This window comes from Lacticaseibacillus jixianensis (assembly GCF_003946485.1).
GTDB lineage: Bacteria > Bacillota > Bacilli > Lactobacillales > Lactobacillaceae > Lacticaseibacillus > Lacticaseibacillus jixianensis.
On record NZ_RHOJ01000001.1, the window covers coordinates 70,416 to 85,725 of the forward strand.

Genomic DNA, 15,310 nt, shown 5'->3' on the forward strand with positions numbered 1-15,310 from the left:
TCCGCTTACCGGCGCACGATTGACTTGCAAACAAGCGTTCCCGCTGGTATGATAGAGAAAACTAGAGAGCGGAGGCGGACGGCCATGCCATCCCAAGCAAGTCAGAAACGTTGGAAGCAGATCCTGCACACGATTCACGATTCCATTCAGAGTAACGGGTTCCCACCAACGGTCCGTGAAATCGGCAAAAGCGTGGGCCTAAGCTCTAGTTCCACCGTGGCCGCGTACCTTGATCGGCTGCTGGCGGAGGGTTACATCGCCAAGGACCCAGCCAAGCCGCGGACGCTGATGCTCACGAAGGCGGGCCTCTCCTACATTGGCATCGCCGAAGAGGGGATCCCCATCGTGGGGACGGTTGCCGCCGGGGTCCCGATCACCGCGATTGAGAACGTCGATGGATACTTTCCGATCCCGGATGACTTGGAATACATCGCCGATGACCTGTTCATCCTCGAGGTGTCCGGGTCTTCCATGATCAAGATGGGCATTCTCAACGGCGATAAGCTGATCATCCGCAAGCAGGAGACTGCCGAGAATGGGCAGGTCGTCGTTGCAATGACTCAGGACGATGAGGCCACGGTCAAGCGGTTCTACCGCGAAAATGGAGGCGTGCGCCTGCACCCCGAAAACGACACGATGGCGGACATGTACTTTGATGACGTGTCGATCCTTGGTGTCGTGGTGGGCCTTTACCGGAGCGAAATCAAATAGTCACACCAAAATGGCGGCGTCGGGATTTTTCCCGACGCCGCCATTTTGATGCTACTCGTGTTCGATCGTTGTGAGGTCATCGTTTTTGACTCGCCTGAAGACCGGCCCCTCCGGCAACTGCTGAATGCGGGTGCGGCTCAGCTTTTTGAACTGCCACGTCGCGCTTGTGGCATTGGGCTGGGCCTTGCCGCTGAAAGTGTACGTGTCCTGATTCAGGGTGAGTGAGGCCGCGAACACGCCGGCGCTTGCCGTGGCGTAGCCTGCTTGGGCCGCCGTGTACCGCTGCACATCGATGAAGTAGCCCCCGGTAGAGGCCGTGATTTGAAGCACCTGGTCGGAATCTTCGGTGTTGAGCCAGTAGTGGCCGATCAAGTCGTCAATGCCCGCCTTGGTGTTCGGACGCTTACTGGGCTTTTTCAGCTGAGGCGAGGCGGCGCTGCTGCTCGCCGCCGGTTGTTTGGCGGCCGGGTGCCCGCACCCGGTCAGGGCGAGCAAGACGACCAGACTGATGATTAACTTTTTCATTGCCAACCTCATAGGCGCGAGACCAGCGTCATCACAATGGGGATGACGATGATCGCAAACAGGGTCGTCGCGGACACGGTGACGGCGGCGTTTTCAGCGTCGGCGCCGTACAGCTTGGCAACGACCGGCGCGTTGGTCATGACCGGCATGGCCGACTGCAGGATGAAGACCTGCTTCATCAGCACCGGCACCGGTGCAAAGGCCACTAGGCCGAACATGATCAGCGGCGCGAAGACGAAGCGGCCGGAGAAGACGCCGATCATCTCCCGGTCAAAGCGAATGTTGCCAAGGCCTGCCTGGTACATGGCGATGCCGATGAAGAACATGGAGCCGGGGATGGTCAGGCCGCCGACGTAGCCAAACGTCGCCATCAGAAACTGCGGCAGTTGAACGTGAAGCAGGACCAGCAGGACGCCGACCATGAACCCGAGCAGCGGCGGGGAGAAGATCTTGCCCAGCGTTTGCTTGAGATCAAAGTGAGCGGCGTGCGGGCCGTCTTGCTGGATCAGGTAGACCCCGATCGTCCAAAAAATCGTCGTGTTGGCCATGTAGTAGACCAGCACGTACGGCAGGCTTTTGGGCCCGAACAAGGCAAGGTTGACCGGCAGTCCGATGAAGACGGTGTTGGAGTTGAAAAACATCGACTTAAACAGACCACGCCGCTTGGGCGCCACGCGGATGATCCGGGCGACTGCAAACGACAAGCCGAACAACAGCGCCATAGACAGGACGGGAAAGCGAAGGTCGGGCAGAAGCGCTTTGAGCTCGCCGGCCGAAAAGCGTGAGCAGATCGTGTCGATCATGTAAGCGGGGAGGGCGACCTGGGTGACCACTTTGGCGATTACCCGACTGGACCGGTCGTTGAACCAGCCAATAGCCGTCAGCCCGTAGCCGATGGCAACCAGAAGTAGGATCTCTGTGACCCCACCTAAACTAGAGAGAAAAGCAGTCAAAAAATTACTCCTAACAAGCGGCGGGGACGAGCCGCAACGAATGGTTGGATCAAACAGTGAGCAGCGTCTGGATCAAGACGTCGAAGGGCTCAACCGGCCAGGCCGGCGCGGCGAAATTCATCACACTGGGCACGAGGGTGACGGTGGGGCCAGGGTAGTCGGCCAGGAAGCGGTCGTAGTAGCCCGCGCCAAAGCCGATCCGTGCGCCGGTTGCTGGCACAAAGGCGATGCCGGGCACAATGATGAGGTCCGGCTGCTGAGCGACCTGAGTGGGGTCGTAAGGCGGCTCTGGAATGCCAAACTTGCTGGTGATCAGCCCGTCCTCGCCGGGGTCGGGAAGAAAGACCATCTGGCGGTGCGGCATCACGCGCGGGAGCAGCACGGTCTTGCCGGCGGCGCGGGCGGCCTGCACGATGTCCGCGGTGTTGACTTCGATCGGGCCGCTGACCGTAGTCGCGACCGTATGCGCTTTTTGCCACTGCGGCAAGACCAGCAGCTGAGCAATCAGCTGGGCGCTTTCGGCCTGGGTCGTTGGGGCTTGCTGTTTAAGGCGGGCGAGTTGGGTTTTGCGGAAGGCAGGTTTGGTTTGCACTAGCCGATCTTCTCCTTTAGGTAGCCAGAAAGCACGGTGGCATTGTTGTCGTCTTCGTCCTTGGCCCCGAAGAGCAGGAGGACGCGCGCTGTTTTCAGCGCCCGCACTTTAGCTAAAAAGGCAGGAGTGGCGGGATTAGCCTCCAGCTCTGCCAAGTAGCGGCGGTTAAATTCGGCCGCCTTTTCCGGGTCGTGTCCGTACCACTTACGCAGTTCGGTCGTCGGGGCGATCTCCTTGGCCCAGTCGTCCAGGCGCGCGTTGACCTTGCTGATGCCACGCGGCCAGACCCGGTCGACGAGCAGGCGGTACCCGGCCGGCTGGTCATGGGCGTAGATCCTAACGGGAATAAACTCCATGATGAAGACTCCTTTCTGAAACTAACAATACCCAAATTAAAGGCCAATTCGGCGTGCGGGTCAAGCGGCCGACTGCCGGGGTGAAAGTGCTAAACTTAGAGCCAAAAGCTTAAGGAGGCAACTATGCATCTTTTCACTGCGCTGGGTGTGAAGCCCAAAGAGAAGGCGGCGGCGACGGCCCTGCAGTGGTTGTCCGTGCAAGAGGCGACTGAGGAAGAATGCCATGAGCTGGCCACCCAGTACGGGATCCCAGTCGACTACATGACGCCAGTGTTCAATGCCCACGAGAACCCGCGGGTGGCCGGAATGGCGGATAAAAGCGGCGCCGGACTGATTCTGGTGCGCTGCCCCTACCAAACCACCAGCAAGAACGGGGAGCGAACCTACGCGACGAGTCCGTTGGCCATCATCATTCAGGATCATCTGGTGACCACCGTTAGCCCGCGCAAGGTCGCGATCCACAACCGCTGTGTGCAAATGGCGGATCACGCTGCCGACCCGGTCGTGTTTGCCCTGTCGGTGCTGAACTTGGTGTTTGGCCAGTTTCTCAACGATACCGACCAGCTGGCGGCGCAGACGCAAAGCATGGAGATCCGGGTGGGCAATGCGTCGCATAACACGCTGCTTTACGAAATCATGGCCGTGGAGAAAAGTCTGGTCTTCTTCACGTCGGCACTCCAAGATTCGCAGGCGATCTGGCCGGCGCTTCAAGGTGCCGCGTACTTTGCGGCAGAGCCAGCCCACCGGGAGAAGCTGGCGATCGCGGAGCGGACGGCTCACCAGGCGTTTACCCTGGCCCAGTCCAACCTGGCGATCCTCGATCAGTACAACGCCACCGTGTCCTCGGTGGTCTCCAATAACCTGAATTTGATCATGAAGATGCTGACGTCGGTCTCGATCATTATGACCATTCCCAGCATCATTGGCAGCCTGTGGGGGATGAACACCAAGGTGCCGTGGCAGCAGAGCCTCACCGGGTTCTGGCTGCTGCTCTTCGCGACCCTCTTATTCTGTGTTGCGGCGGCTTACTGGCTGCATAAGAAGGACTACTTCTGACCCGTTTGACGTGCACGAAGCGCCGGCGTTTTTCTACAATTATTACAAGAGGTGATAATCATGCGGAAAGATTACGCGCTGACCCGCTCGCGCGAAACGAGTGCGCAAGAGACAACTGGCGCCTGCTGGCACTGCTACTATCAGCCGACGGCAGTGGAGCTGCAGACGCTAAAACAAGACTACGCCCTGCCAGATGGCTACGTGGAGGCCGCGCTGGATGATCACGAGGACGCCCGCAGTGAGGCGCTGGGCGCCGAGGCGACGGCCCCTGGGTTCGTATTGATCCGCGAGCCTTACCGCACTGAGAGCAAAAATGGTCACCCTGAGTACGAGACCATGCCCATTGCCATGCTGTTGGTGGCGGATGGCCTAATCACCATCAGCCAAGAGGCACCGCGGCTGATGGACCGCTATTTGGCGGCGCTGGATCAGGTTGAAGCTGCCGACAGCCTGGCGCTGCACATTGTCGATCAGATCCTGGATTGTTACACCGCGGACACGGATTGGATCGATGACCAGGCCCGCGCCATGGAGCAGCGCGTCACCCAAGCGGCCAAGAACACGCTGATTTACGAGGTGATGGCGCTCGATAAGAGTCTCGTCTACTTCAATGCGGCCTTGACCCATACCCAAAAGCTGATCGAGGAGCTCCAGGCTAGTCCCCGTTACTTCACGGCTGCCGCTGACGCGAGGCTGCGCTACCTCCTCGGCGTGAAGGTCAGCCAGCTGCTGACGATGGTGGCGAGCACGGAAGAGGTGATCGACCAGTACAACACCGCAATTTCCTCCGTGGTCGCCAATAACTTGAACCTGATCATGAAGATGCTGACGTCCGTTTCGATCATTTTGGCGATCCCGCCGCTGGTTTCGGGGATTTTCGGCCAAAACACCTGGATCCCGTGGCTTGGTAAGCCGGTGGCTGGCTTCTGGCTGACCCTCCTGATCGCCGCGGGGCTCAGCGGGCTCGCCGCGTGGTGGCTCCACCGCAAGGATTACTTCTGATCCAGATTGGTCATAGTCAACGGATCGACCCATAAGTCAAACTGTTCGGCCGTCACTGCGCCTTCGGCAATTGCCACCTCGCGCAGGGTCTGGCCGTTTTTTTGTGCCGTTTGCGCGAGTTTGGCGGCCCTGGCGTAACCGATGTGCGGCGATAGGGCCGTGACCAGCATCAGCGAGTGATCGACCAGCTGGCGCATCCGCTCAGCGTTGACGGTCAGCCCTTTCAGTAGCAGCTGATCGAACTGAGTCATCCCGCCGGCCAGCAGGTCGCAGCTTTCCAAAAAGGCCGCGCCAATCAGCGGCTTGTAGACGTTCAACTCGAAGTTGCCCTGGCTTTCCGCAATGCCAACGGTGGTGTCGTTGCCAAGGACCCGCAGCGCGATCATGGTGAGGGCTTCGGCCTGCGTCGGGTTGACCTTGCCGGGCATGATCGAGCTGCCTGGCTCGTTGGCCGGGATCGTCAGCTCCCCGTAGCCGCCGCGCGGGCCCGAGGCGAGAAAACGGATATCATTGGCAATTTTCAGCAGGTCGGCCGCCAGCGTCTTCAGCGCCCCGTGGACCACGGTGAGCTCGCTGTGAAAAGCCAGGCCGTGGAACTTGTTGGGCATGGTCGTATACGGCTGGCCGGTCAAAGCGGCGATCTTCGCCACCATCGCGGCGGTCCTTTCCGGGGTGGTGTTCAGCCCGGTGCCTACTGCCGTGCCGCCCAGCGGCAGCGCCGCCAGCTGCTTCTGCAGGCTGGCCACTGTGGCGGCATCCTGCGCTAACGTTGCGCGCCAGCCGGAGACCTCCTGGCCAAAGGTGAGCGGCGTCGCGTCCTGCAGGTGGGTGCGGCCGAGCTTGACGACCCGCGCGAATTCCTGCTCCTTGGCCTGGAGGGTGGCCGTCATGCGTGCGGCTGCCGCAAGGACGCGGCCGACTGCGGGGTAGGCCGCAATCTGCAAGGCGGTCGGGAAAACGTCGTTGGAGCTTTGGCCGCGGTTCACGTCGTCGTTGGGCAGGACTGGCTGACCGAGCGCCTCGCCGGCCAGGTGCGCGAGGACTTCGTTGACGTTCATGTTGGTCTGCGTGCCGCTGCCGGTTTGGTAAACGTGCAGCGGAAAGTTCGCCATCAGCTGGTCATCGGGCAGCGCCAGCAAACGCTTGGCGGCTGTTTGGATGGCCTCGCCGACACTCGCTTCCATCCCGCTGGTCACGTTGACGCAGGCGGCCGCTTGCTTGATGGTCAGCAGGCCGCGAATCACGGCGGCCGGCATTAACGGGCCGACAGGAAAATTGTGACGCGAGCGTTCGGTTTGGGGGCCCCAAGCGGCGCGGTCCGGGACCGCGACTTCGCCAAGGGCGTCTTTTTCAATCCGCATTAGAGGGTTCCTTCTTTCTTAAGTAAAGTGAGCAGTTGGTCGATGGCGGGCGTTTGCCGCAGCGTCTTGCTCGTGACTAGCGCGATATCAAAGGTCGGCTGGCCCAAATCAGTGAGGGGGATGGCCTTCAGATGATCGGCCGGCAGCACTGCCATTTCGGCCAGCAGCGCAACGCCGACTTTGGCCTGCACCATGTGCTTGAGCAGGGCGACGTCCTGGGTGCGGTAGACCACACTGGGCTGGATGCCGGCAGTGCGGGTGAACCACGCGAAGGCCTTGGTGTGGACAAACCCCTCCGCCAAAGTCACGAAGGGCTCATCTTTGAGGTCGGCAAAGCGGAGGCTTGAGTGGGCCGCTAGCGGGTGGTCATTCGCAACGACGATCGTAAACGGGACCCGGCGCAGCGGCTGAACGACCAGTGCTGGCGCATTCAGGGGCCCGGTTGAGCCGAGCAACGCGCCGTCGAGGTGGCCGGTCCGCAGATCTGAGAGCAGATTCTGGGAGCCTGCCTCGACCGTTTGCAGCTGGTCGATGAGGCCGGCTTGCATCAGCGCCGGGGCCAGGGTTGGAAAGTAATAGTTGCCGATGATCGGCGGCAGACCAAAGCGAATCTTACCGCTGCGGGCGCGGGCCAGCTCGGCTTCTGCGGCCGTGAGCTCCGCGGTGATCACTTGGACGTGGGCGGCCAGCGTGGTCCCTGCCGGGGTGACGGTGACCTGGGCGTGGCTTTGGTCCCGGTCGATCAGCTGGATGCCAAAATGGGCCTCCAGGCGTTTCAGGGCCATGGTGATGGTGGGCTGGGTGACGCCGAACTGGTTGGCGACTTGGGAAAAGTTTTTCAGTTTCGTCAGCGCCTCAAAGTAGGCAAGGTCTCTGGTGTTCATGGGCGGGGTCCTTTCTATCATATAAAGAAAGATTAACACAGGTGGGCCGGTCTGGGCCGCAGGCGGTGAAAAAAGGCGGGTCATTTAACGTTTAGGCCTAATAATTGATCCAATGACGAAAAAATTACCGGCGGCCCCGGGCAGAAATCCTGGCCCGCCGACGCTTTCACCACGCATGACCCGTCATATAAATAAACAATATAGCTTATGCGAGGTTTGACTATATTTTTGGTCACCGCGTAAAGTGGGCCTTGTCATTAAACAAGGAGGTTTCCATGAAATACACACCAGAACAACTGATCCACGATCCGTTCGTCAACAAGGGCACGGCGTTTACCGCTGAAGAGCGGGCTAAATACGGGCTGAACGGCCTGCTGCCAAGCGCCATTCAGACTTTGGCTCAGCAGGTCACCCAGGCTTACGCGCAGCTTCAAAGCAAACCGACTGACCTCGCCAAGCGCCAGTTTTTGATGCAGCTGTTCAACGTCAACCACGTCCTGTTCTACAAATTATTCTCGGAGCACATCGTGGAGTTCATGCCGATCGTCTACGATCCAACGATCGCCGATGCCATTGAGAACTACTCAGCGCTGTTCGTCGAGCCGCAAAACGCGACTTACCTCAGCATTGACGCGCAAGATGGGATGGCCGACGCACTTCGCCGCAGCGCCAACGGCCGCGACATTCGGCTGATTGTGGTCACCGACGCCGAGGGCATTCTGGGTATCGGCGACTGGGGCACGCAAGGCGTGGACATCGCGGTGGGCAAGCTGATGGTCTACACGGCCGCCGCCGGGATCGACCCGAGCCAGGTGCTGCCGGTCGTTCTGGATGCGGGCACGACCCGGCAGGAATTGCTGGCAGACGACCTGTACCTCGGCGTGCGCCACGAGCGGGTGTACGGCAAAGCTTACCACGCCTTCGTCGACAAGTTTGTCGCCACGGCCGAGGCCCTGTTCCCGCACCTGTACCTCCACTTCGAGGACTTCGGGCGCGCCAATGCGGCGGATATCCTCAATCAGTACAAGGATAAGATCACGACGTTCAACGACGATATTCAGGGCACAGGGATCATCGTGCTCGCCGGCCTGCTGGGCGCTATGAATATTTCTCACCAGAAAATGACCGATCAAGTCTACATGAGCTTTGGTGCCGGCACCGCCGGGGCGGGGATCGCGCAGCGGGTGTACGATGAATTCCTGCAGCAGGGCATGAGCCCGGCCGAGGCCAAGAAGCATTTTTACCTTGTCGACAAGCAAGGGCTGCTGTTTGACGACGACCCCACGCTGACCCCGGCGCAAAAGCCGTTTGCCCGCAGTCGCAGCGAGTTTGCCAACGCCGCCGCACTGACCACCCTCGAAGCGGCAGTCAAGGCGGTTCACCCGAGCGTCTTGGTTGGGACCTCGACGCAGCCCGGCACCTTCACCCAGCCGATCATTGAAGAAATGGCGGCCCATACCGAGCGACCGGTGATCTTCCCACTGTCCAACCCGACGAAGCTGGCCGAGGCCAAGGCTGAGGACCTGATCAAGTGGACCGCTGGTCGCGCCCTAGTGGCCACCGGGATCCCGGCTGCAGACGTCGAGTACCAGGGTGTCACTTACGCGATCGGCCAGGCGAACAACGCCTTGGTCTATCCGGGGCTGGGGCTGGGTACGATCGCCGCCACTAGCCGGCTGCTGACGGACGCAATGATTTCTGCTGCCGCGCATAGCCTGGGTGGGTTAGTCGACCCAACGCAGCCGGGCGCTGCGGTTTTGCCGCCGGTGTCGAAGCTGGATCAGTTTAGCAAGACAGTCGCGCTGGCCGTGGCTAACCAAGCCGTTCAAGACGGCCTGAACGAGGAGCCGATCGCGGATGTGGCCAAGGCGGTCGCCGCCAGCCAGTGGACGCCTGAGTACCGTGAATTGACCGACGTGGAGATGGAGGAGTAAGCATGACCGCATTAGTGACAAGTATTGAAAGCGTCCTGACCATCGTGATCATGATCGCGTTGGGCTACCTGCTGCAGCGCAACGGTTGGTTCGACGAAGCATTTGGCAAGACGATCTCTAATTTACTGATGAAGGTGGCCCTGCCGGCGTCGATCTTTATTTCCGTGCTGCAGCGCCTCACGCGCGACAAGCTGATCAGCTTGTCTTCCGGGCTGGTGTACGGCTTTGGCGCCGTGGCGCTGGGCTACGTGGTGGCCTTCCTGCTGGTCAAACTGCTTAAAGTGCGGCCGGGCCGGCGCGGGACGTTCATCAACATGTTCGTCAACGCCAACACGATCTTCATCGGGCTGCCGCTGAACATGGCGCTGTTTGGCGACAAGGCGACGGCGTACTTCTTGATGTACTACGTGGTCAACACCGTGTCGACCTGGACCCTTGGCGCGTTTTTGATGAGCTGGGATGATCCCACGAAGGTCGCCGGCGAGCTCGGCGCGCGCACTGCCTTCAACTGGAAAAAACTACTGCCAGCGCCGCTGGTGGGCTTCTTAGTGGCTTTGGTCTTCCTGCTGTTTAACATTCCATTCGTCAACGTGGGCTGGCTGAGCTTTCTCGTGAACGCGATGACTTACGTGGGCAGCTTGGTGACACCGCTGTCTTTGATCTACATCGGGATCATCTTGGCCAAGGCGGGCTTTAAGGCCATCAAATTTGACCGTGATTCCGTGGTCGCGCTGATTGGCCGCTTCGTGATCGCGCCGGCGCTGATCTTTGCCTTGATCATGGGCGGGCTCAAGCTGGGCTTCCACATTCCAAGTTTGGAGGCGCAGACGTTGATCGTTCAGGCCTCGGCCCCTGGGCTGGCAGTCCTGCCAATCTTGGCGACCGAGGGCCACGGCGACGTCGAGTACGCGACCAACGTGGTGACCTTGTCGACAGTCCTGTTCGTGATCGTCGTGCCGGTGATCATGCTGCTGATCCAAGGAATTTGATCAAGTGAATTGAATCTTCGCTTCGGGTCATTGACCGTTGAGCGTCCGCTAAGCCGGGCGCTTTTTTTGCGGTTAGGGCGGAATGGATGGGCTTTCACAATTGGCAATGCTGGTGTAACCTAGGGAGTAATTGACTTGAAGCAGTCCGCAGCCGCGGATCATGGCCCTGCTCGAGCACAGCGGCAGGATGGGTTGGCTGCTGGCCATGATCGATCAGCAGTGAAAGGAAGGGTATGTCGTGGATCTTGGTAGCTTGCACTTGTTCATTTTGGCCGACTTGCACCTCGGGAGCACGCGCCACACCACCGCCTCGTTTCATCACGCCTTGGTCAACATGCGGCGGCTGGATCCGGCGGCCGCCGTGGTGGTCGCCGGCGACATCACGGACTGGGGGGCCCCGGAGCAATTTCAGGATGCGTGGAGTGCGCTGGAGAAGGTGCCGGTCGACCAGCTGATCGTTTGCCTGGGCAACCATGATGTTCGCGGGCCGCACACTTTAGATTGGAACAATGATCAGGAAAGCGACCCCACCTATTTTCGCGACGTGGTCCTGCCCGAGTACCAGGCCCATTACCTGAGCCGTCTGCCGGGAGCTGTGGCCTGGCAGCCATACTTCACCGTGGATTTAGGCGACTACCACTTCATCGTGATGAACTCGGAAAAAGGCCTCAAGGATGCGGCCTACATTTCCGCTCAGCAGATCGCCTGGCTCGATGAGCAGCTGCAGGCGGGCGAAGACGAGGGTCAGAAAAACTTGGTCCTAGTGCATCAGGCCTTGCGCGACACTCATTGGCGCAGCAACATCGGGGGCGGGTTCGGGATCCAGGATGCGGTGGTCAAGGACGTGCTCAGGCGCCATCCGAACACCTTCATTCTCTCCGGGCACCTGCACAACGGCTTTGGCGTCGCAGAGGCGATCCCGCGCAGCTTTGGCACCTGCATTGATCTGCCGGCTTTTGCGCTGAGCGTGAACGGCTATGTCGGGGCGGCGCTTGGCTACTACTGCACGTTCAGTGCTCGGACGATGAAGTTTGCGGCGTGGGACTTCGCCATTAATCGGCCGCTGCCGCAGTATGATTTGCTCCTGAGCACGACAACGCTGGCGGCGGCGCTACCGGGTTTGGCCAAGAAGGATCCTGAAGCAGCCAGCCGGGCGCTGCAGCTGCTTCACCGCAGCTATAGTTCAGCTACCGTCGATGACCCGCGCCAAGCTGAAGTGCCAGCGGCCCCGGCTGAGAAGCTGTTTGGGGCGGCGGTGCAGACGCAGATCACTGACTTGATCGGCAGCGTGCGGCCGCGGCGGGCGCTTGATCAGGACCTGAACCTCAAGCCCTACCACGCCTACTTTGCTCGGCGCGATGACAGCGTTGAGGCCATTTCCCGCTTGAGCCAGAATCTCTTAATGGGATCGGCAAGCGACGCGGCGATCGAAGCGCGGCTGACTCGCCAGTTTGTGCAGGCGCGGCTGGCGCAAGTGGCGCCGCAGTTTGCCCGCTTCAGTGACGACCAACTGCGCAGTCTTGCCGAAGAGGCGCAGCGGCTGCTCGTCGGGGTGTTTCCGCGAGTCGACCGCACGGCCCTTGAGCAAGCGCTGGCCGCGCACGCCCAGGCGCAAGATGCGCAAACGCGCCTGGTGGCGGCGGAAGCACGCTACTTGCTGAAGGACCCGGCGGCCACCCAGCCGACCATCGACGCCATGGTGGCGCGGCTCGATAAGCTGCCCGTGGACTAAAAAAGCTGTGCAGCGGTTAGCTGCACAGCTTTTTCGATTGGTGATCAGCGGTTAGCGTGCGTCTCGAGGTAGGCGAGGGCACTGTCGTAATCGGGCTCTTGCGTTTGCTCCAAAATCAGCTCTCGGTAAACGATCTTACCGGTCGGATCAGTGATCCAGACGCTGCGGGCGTCTGTGTTGTTCGCCTCAACGAACAGGCCCATTGCCCGGCCGAAGCTGCCTTCTGTGTCCGACAGCAACTTCATGTTCTTCACGCCCTCGTTTGCGCACCAGTCGCTTTGCTGCGCGCTGGTGTTCGTCGAGATCGTGTAGAAGTTGACCCCGGCGAAGCGGTCGGCGGACTGGTTGAAGTTTTTCGTGGAGATGCTGCAGACGCGGGTGTTGATGTCAGGCACCACCGAGATCAGGCTGTAGCGGCCCTTGAGGTGCGACTGATCGAACGGGGCACCGTTTGCGGTCGTTGCCTGAAATACTGGTAAGGGGTGACCAATCAACGGTGGTTCGCCAGTGGTCTGTTCTACTTCACCGTGACGCGTAATTTGCATGATGAGATTCCTCCTTGAATATGACGACACCCAACTGGCTGCGGCGTTCAGGCCAGTTCTCTTCCAGTGTAGCATATCCCTGGGGGTTTGCCAGAGGTTGAAAGTGGCATCGCTGACCGCCGTCTTGCTACAATTAGCCTGTATCAGTGGGCAAATTCATAAGGAGAACGCTATGGGTAAAACTGTCATCGTCTATTCATCGCAGACCGGTTTTACGCAGGGTTACGCGTTGTGGATCGCTCGGGTCCTGCACTGTGAGGTGCTGGATGCCGCGTTTGTGACGACGAATGATCTGATCCACACTCGCTTAGTGATTTACGGCGCGCACGCCACCAAGCGCAGCGGGGTGCTCGGCTTTCGGCCCTTTTACCAGCAGTATCAGCTGGCCTTGCCGCAGCAGCTGATCGTGTTTGGCACGGGGCTGCTGCCGCCTGAGCAAGTTGATATGCAGCTGATGCGCCAGCACACGTTTCACCAGTGCAAGCGGCAGCCGCAGCTGTTTTACTTCAACGGGCAGATGGATCCCAGTGCTATGCCGCTGCGCATCAGGTTGCCTTACTACTCAGCCAAACGCAAGCTGAGGGCCAAGCCGCCAGTGTGCGGAATGGGGGCGGTGCGGCCGCTTTTGACGGAAGTTGACCGGCTGGAGGCACAGGGCATCATCTAGGCGAAAGGACGTCTTCTCGGTCTGCTGCTAATTATTGTAAGACTCTGGTGACCACCGCTTGGCGTAATGCTGGCGGTGGTTTTTAACCAAAGAACTGGGAAAACGGCGTATGCCTCTGCCGTCAAATTTGCGTACGCCTCACAGGTTGGCGCTGAGCTGCTCGATCTGTTTTTCCGTGTCGTCGAGGAATGCAATCATGGCCTTCAGCGGCTGGTCCGTGCTGATGTCGACGCCCGCAACTTTGGCCGCTTCGAGCGGCGGCTTGGTGTCGCCGAGGGCGAGGAACTGCAGCCAGTGCGCAATGGCAGGCTGGCCCTCTGCGCGGACCTTCAGGTAAGCGGCGGTGGAAACCACCATGGAGGCGGAATAGGTGTAGGAATACAGCCCCATGTAGTAATGGCTTTGCCGCATCCATGTCAGCTCCGGCATGCCGTCGTCTAAATCGACCGCATCGCCCCAGAACTGCTTCAGCAGCCCTTTTTTCAGTTGGTTGAGCGTGGCGGCATCAAACGTCTCGCCGCGGTCGATCAAGGTGTACACCTCGCGCTGGAAGGCGGCCTCAAGCAGGTGGGTGACGCAGTTGTGGAAGTACGTGTCCGAAAGCAGCCGGCTCAGCGCAAACCGCTGCAGCCGCAGATCGCCGGCCGCCTTGTTGATCAGGCTATGCGTCAGTAGTAATTCATGGAAGGTGCTGGGCGCCTCGACGATGTAAGTGGAAGGAAAAACGGCCAGAATGCTGTGGTGTTGTTCGGCCAAGCTGAAGTGGCCGGCGTGGCCCAGCTCGTGCACCAGCGTGTAGAGTGCCGGCAGTGTGTTACTCCAGCTCATTAGGATGTAAGGGTGAACCCCATAGGCCCCGGAGGCAAACGCACCGGACTCCTTGCCTCGGTTGGCGGGAAAGTCGACCCAGCGCGCAAAAAAAGCGCGCATGATCAGGCCCTGGTAGTCCTTACCTAGCGGCGCCACCGCGTCTTTGATGGCCTGCGGTGCCTGGGCTAGCGTGACTTGAGGGGCGTAACTGGGGTCAAGGTCCACTTGAAGGTCGGTGTAACCAATGTGATCCAGCCCCCACAGCTGTTTAATGTGCGTGACGTAGCGGCGCATCACGGGCGCAAGGCCAGCCATCAGCCCATCGATCTGACGGTCAAACATATCACGGGAGACTTCTTGGTCCGCCAGCAGGTAATCGACGACCGAATCGTAGCCGCGCATGGTGGCGATGGTCTTTTCCTTGGCCACTTGGTTGTAATACCCGGCAGCGATCGTATTCTGGTACTTGGCCAGGACGTTGCAGAATTGGTGGTAGGCGGCGCGCCGGACGGCTGTGTTCGGGTGCTTTTGGTACTCCTCCTCGTAGCGCACGAAGGACAGTGGATAGGTCTTGCCGGCAACGGTGAACGAGCCGAAATCCATATCGGCAAAAATTGCCTGACTGCGCATTTGACTTGGGGCGTCTAACGCGGGAGCCAGCGCAGCGAGGACCTCTTCCGCGGGCAGCGGCAAGGCCTGCTTTTTGGCCAGCTTGACGTGGCGGATAAAGGCGGCGTTGTCTTCACTGGTGGCGGCGACCCCGTCCAGAACGGCCAGTGGCTGCGCCTGCAGCTCAGTTTGGAAAAATTGCAACTTGGCGTCGGTTGAAGCGAGCAGGGCTTGAACCTTGCGATTGCGCGCGTTGGCCTGCGGGTCTCCGGTGTCAGCGGCCTGGGGCAAAAAGCCGTAGTGCATGATGCGGTCGGCCAACTCCTGGAGGGTCGTGTAATCCCCAAGCGCGTCGAGAATAACCGGCACCGCGGTCAGCTGGCCCCGGTACATTTTAGTGAAGTCGGCGGTCAGCTCTTGGAGTCTGCGCAGCGCCTCGTTAAAGGCAGTCTCGTTTTTGAACAGCGGCGTCAGATCCCAAGTGGTCTCCTGGGCCACCTCGCGGCGCGCCGGTTGTGCTTGCGTCATGTCTCCCACTCCCTTGAATTTGGTTGGCCTCAGTATAGCATGGCCCGCGGCAAGCA

Annotated in this window: 15 protein-coding genes; 7 read left to right on the top strand and 8 right to left on the bottom strand. The window is 60.1% G+C overall.

From position 1 onward, the window contains the following. Nucleotides 1-84 precede the first annotated feature (84 nt). Nucleotides 85-711 (top strand): transcriptional repressor LexA, encoded by a 627-nt coding sequence (lexA, locus tag EKM85_RS00345; RefSeq protein WP_125584286.1) that lies wholly within the window; start codon nt 85-87, stop codon nt 709-711. A gap of 51 nt (nt 712-762) precedes the next feature. Here lexA and EKM85_RS00350 read toward each other — a convergent pair whose 3' ends face one another. Genes EKM85_RS00350 through EKM85_RS00365 form a run of 4 tightly spaced genes read right to left on the bottom strand, consistent with a single transcriptional unit; the run spans nt 763 to nt 3,137 of the window. Continuing rightward, nucleotides 763-1,236, bottom strand: a complete 474-nt coding sequence (locus tag EKM85_RS00350) for a hypothetical protein (RefSeq protein ID WP_125584287.1) — start codon at nt 1,234-1,236, stop codon at nt 763-765. An 8-nt stretch (nt 1,237-1,244) separates the two neighbouring features. Then, nucleotides 1,245-2,189 (bottom strand): AEC family transporter, encoded by a 945-nt coding sequence (locus EKM85_RS00355; protein WP_125584288.1) that lies wholly within the window; start codon nt 2,187-2,189, stop codon nt 1,245-1,247. Between the two features lie 49 nt (nt 2,190-2,238). Then, on the bottom strand, nt 2,239-2,781 hold the full coding sequence (locus EKM85_RS00360) for a 5-formyltetrahydrofolate cyclo-ligase (RefSeq protein ID WP_125584289.1): 543 nt from the start codon (nt 2,779-2,781) through the stop codon (nt 2,239-2,241). Beyond that, nucleotides 2,781-3,137 (bottom strand): DUF488 domain-containing protein, encoded by a 357-nt coding sequence (locus EKM85_RS00365; RefSeq protein WP_125584290.1) that lies wholly within the window; start codon nt 3,135-3,137, stop codon nt 2,781-2,783. Before EKM85_RS00365 ends, EKM85_RS00360 begins: the two co-directional genes overlap by 1 nt. A gap of 123 nt (nt 3,138-3,260) precedes the next feature. On the opposite strand from EKM85_RS00365, the gene EKM85_RS00370 reads away from it, so the two are divergent. Then, nucleotides 3,261-4,193, top strand: coding sequence for a magnesium transporter CorA family protein (locus EKM85_RS00370; RefSeq protein WP_125584291.1), 933 nt, complete (start codon nt 3,261-3,263; stop codon nt 4,191-4,193). Nucleotides 4,194-4,253: 60 nt separating this feature from the next. After that, nucleotides 4,254-5,195: a magnesium transporter CorA family protein gene (locus EKM85_RS00375; protein ID WP_125584292.1), complete on the top strand. Its 942-nt coding sequence runs from the start codon at nt 4,254-4,256 to the stop codon at nt 5,193-5,195. On the opposite strand, the gene EKM85_RS00380 is transcribed toward EKM85_RS00375, so the two are convergent. Then, a complete protein-coding gene (locus EKM85_RS00380; protein ID WP_125584293.1) occupies nt 5,186-6,556 on the bottom strand; it encodes a class II fumarate hydratase in 1,371 nt (456 codons plus the stop codon). The genes EKM85_RS00375 and EKM85_RS00380 overlap by 10 nt on opposite strands. Beyond that, a complete protein-coding gene (locus EKM85_RS00385; protein WP_125584294.1) occupies nt 6,556-7,440 on the bottom strand; it encodes a LysR family transcriptional regulator in 885 nt (294 codons plus the stop codon). Before EKM85_RS00385 ends, EKM85_RS00380 begins: the two co-directional genes overlap by 1 nt. A gap of 251 nt (nt 7,441-7,691) precedes the next feature. Between EKM85_RS00385 and EKM85_RS00390 the strand changes: the two genes are divergently transcribed. The 3 genes from EKM85_RS00390 (at nt 7,692) to EKM85_RS00400 (ending at nt 12,095) form a co-directional block, all read left to right on the top strand. Further along, on the top strand, nt 7,692-9,374 hold the full coding sequence (locus EKM85_RS00390) for a malolactic enzyme (RefSeq protein ID WP_263853283.1): 1,683 nt from the start codon (nt 7,692-7,694) through the stop codon (nt 9,372-9,374). A gap of 2 nt (nt 9,375-9,376) precedes the next feature. Beyond that, nucleotides 9,377-10,363 (top strand): AEC family transporter, encoded by a 987-nt coding sequence (locus tag EKM85_RS00395; protein WP_125584296.1) that lies wholly within the window; start codon nt 9,377-9,379, stop codon nt 10,361-10,363. A 238-nt stretch (nt 10,364-10,601) separates the two neighbouring features. Next, a complete protein-coding gene (locus tag EKM85_RS00400) occupies nt 10,602-12,095 on the top strand; it encodes a metallophosphoesterase family protein (protein WP_125584297.1) in 1,494 nt (497 codons plus the stop codon). A 44-nt stretch (nt 12,096-12,139) separates the two neighbouring features. On the opposite strand, the gene EKM85_RS00405 is transcribed toward EKM85_RS00400, so the two are convergent. Further along, nucleotides 12,140-12,640 (bottom strand): thiol peroxidase, encoded by a 501-nt coding sequence (locus EKM85_RS00405; RefSeq protein ID WP_125584298.1) that lies wholly within the window; start codon nt 12,638-12,640, stop codon nt 12,140-12,142. Between the two features lie 172 nt (nt 12,641-12,812). Between EKM85_RS00405 and EKM85_RS00410 the strand changes: the two genes are divergently transcribed. Beyond that, nucleotides 12,813-13,307 carry a flavodoxin domain-containing protein gene (locus EKM85_RS00410; protein ID WP_164510615.1) on the top strand — a complete coding sequence of 165 codons (495 nt, stop codon included), beginning with the start codon at nt 12,813-12,815 and terminating at the stop codon, nt 13,305-13,307. 138 nt (nt 13,308-13,445) lie between these two features. On the opposite strand, the gene pepF is transcribed toward EKM85_RS00410, so the two are convergent. Further along, entirely contained in the window at nt 13,446-15,254 is a 1,809-nt protein-coding gene (gene pepF / locus EKM85_RS00415; protein WP_125584300.1) for an oligoendopeptidase F, read from the bottom strand. Between the last annotated feature and the right edge of the window lie 56 nt (nt 15,255-15,310).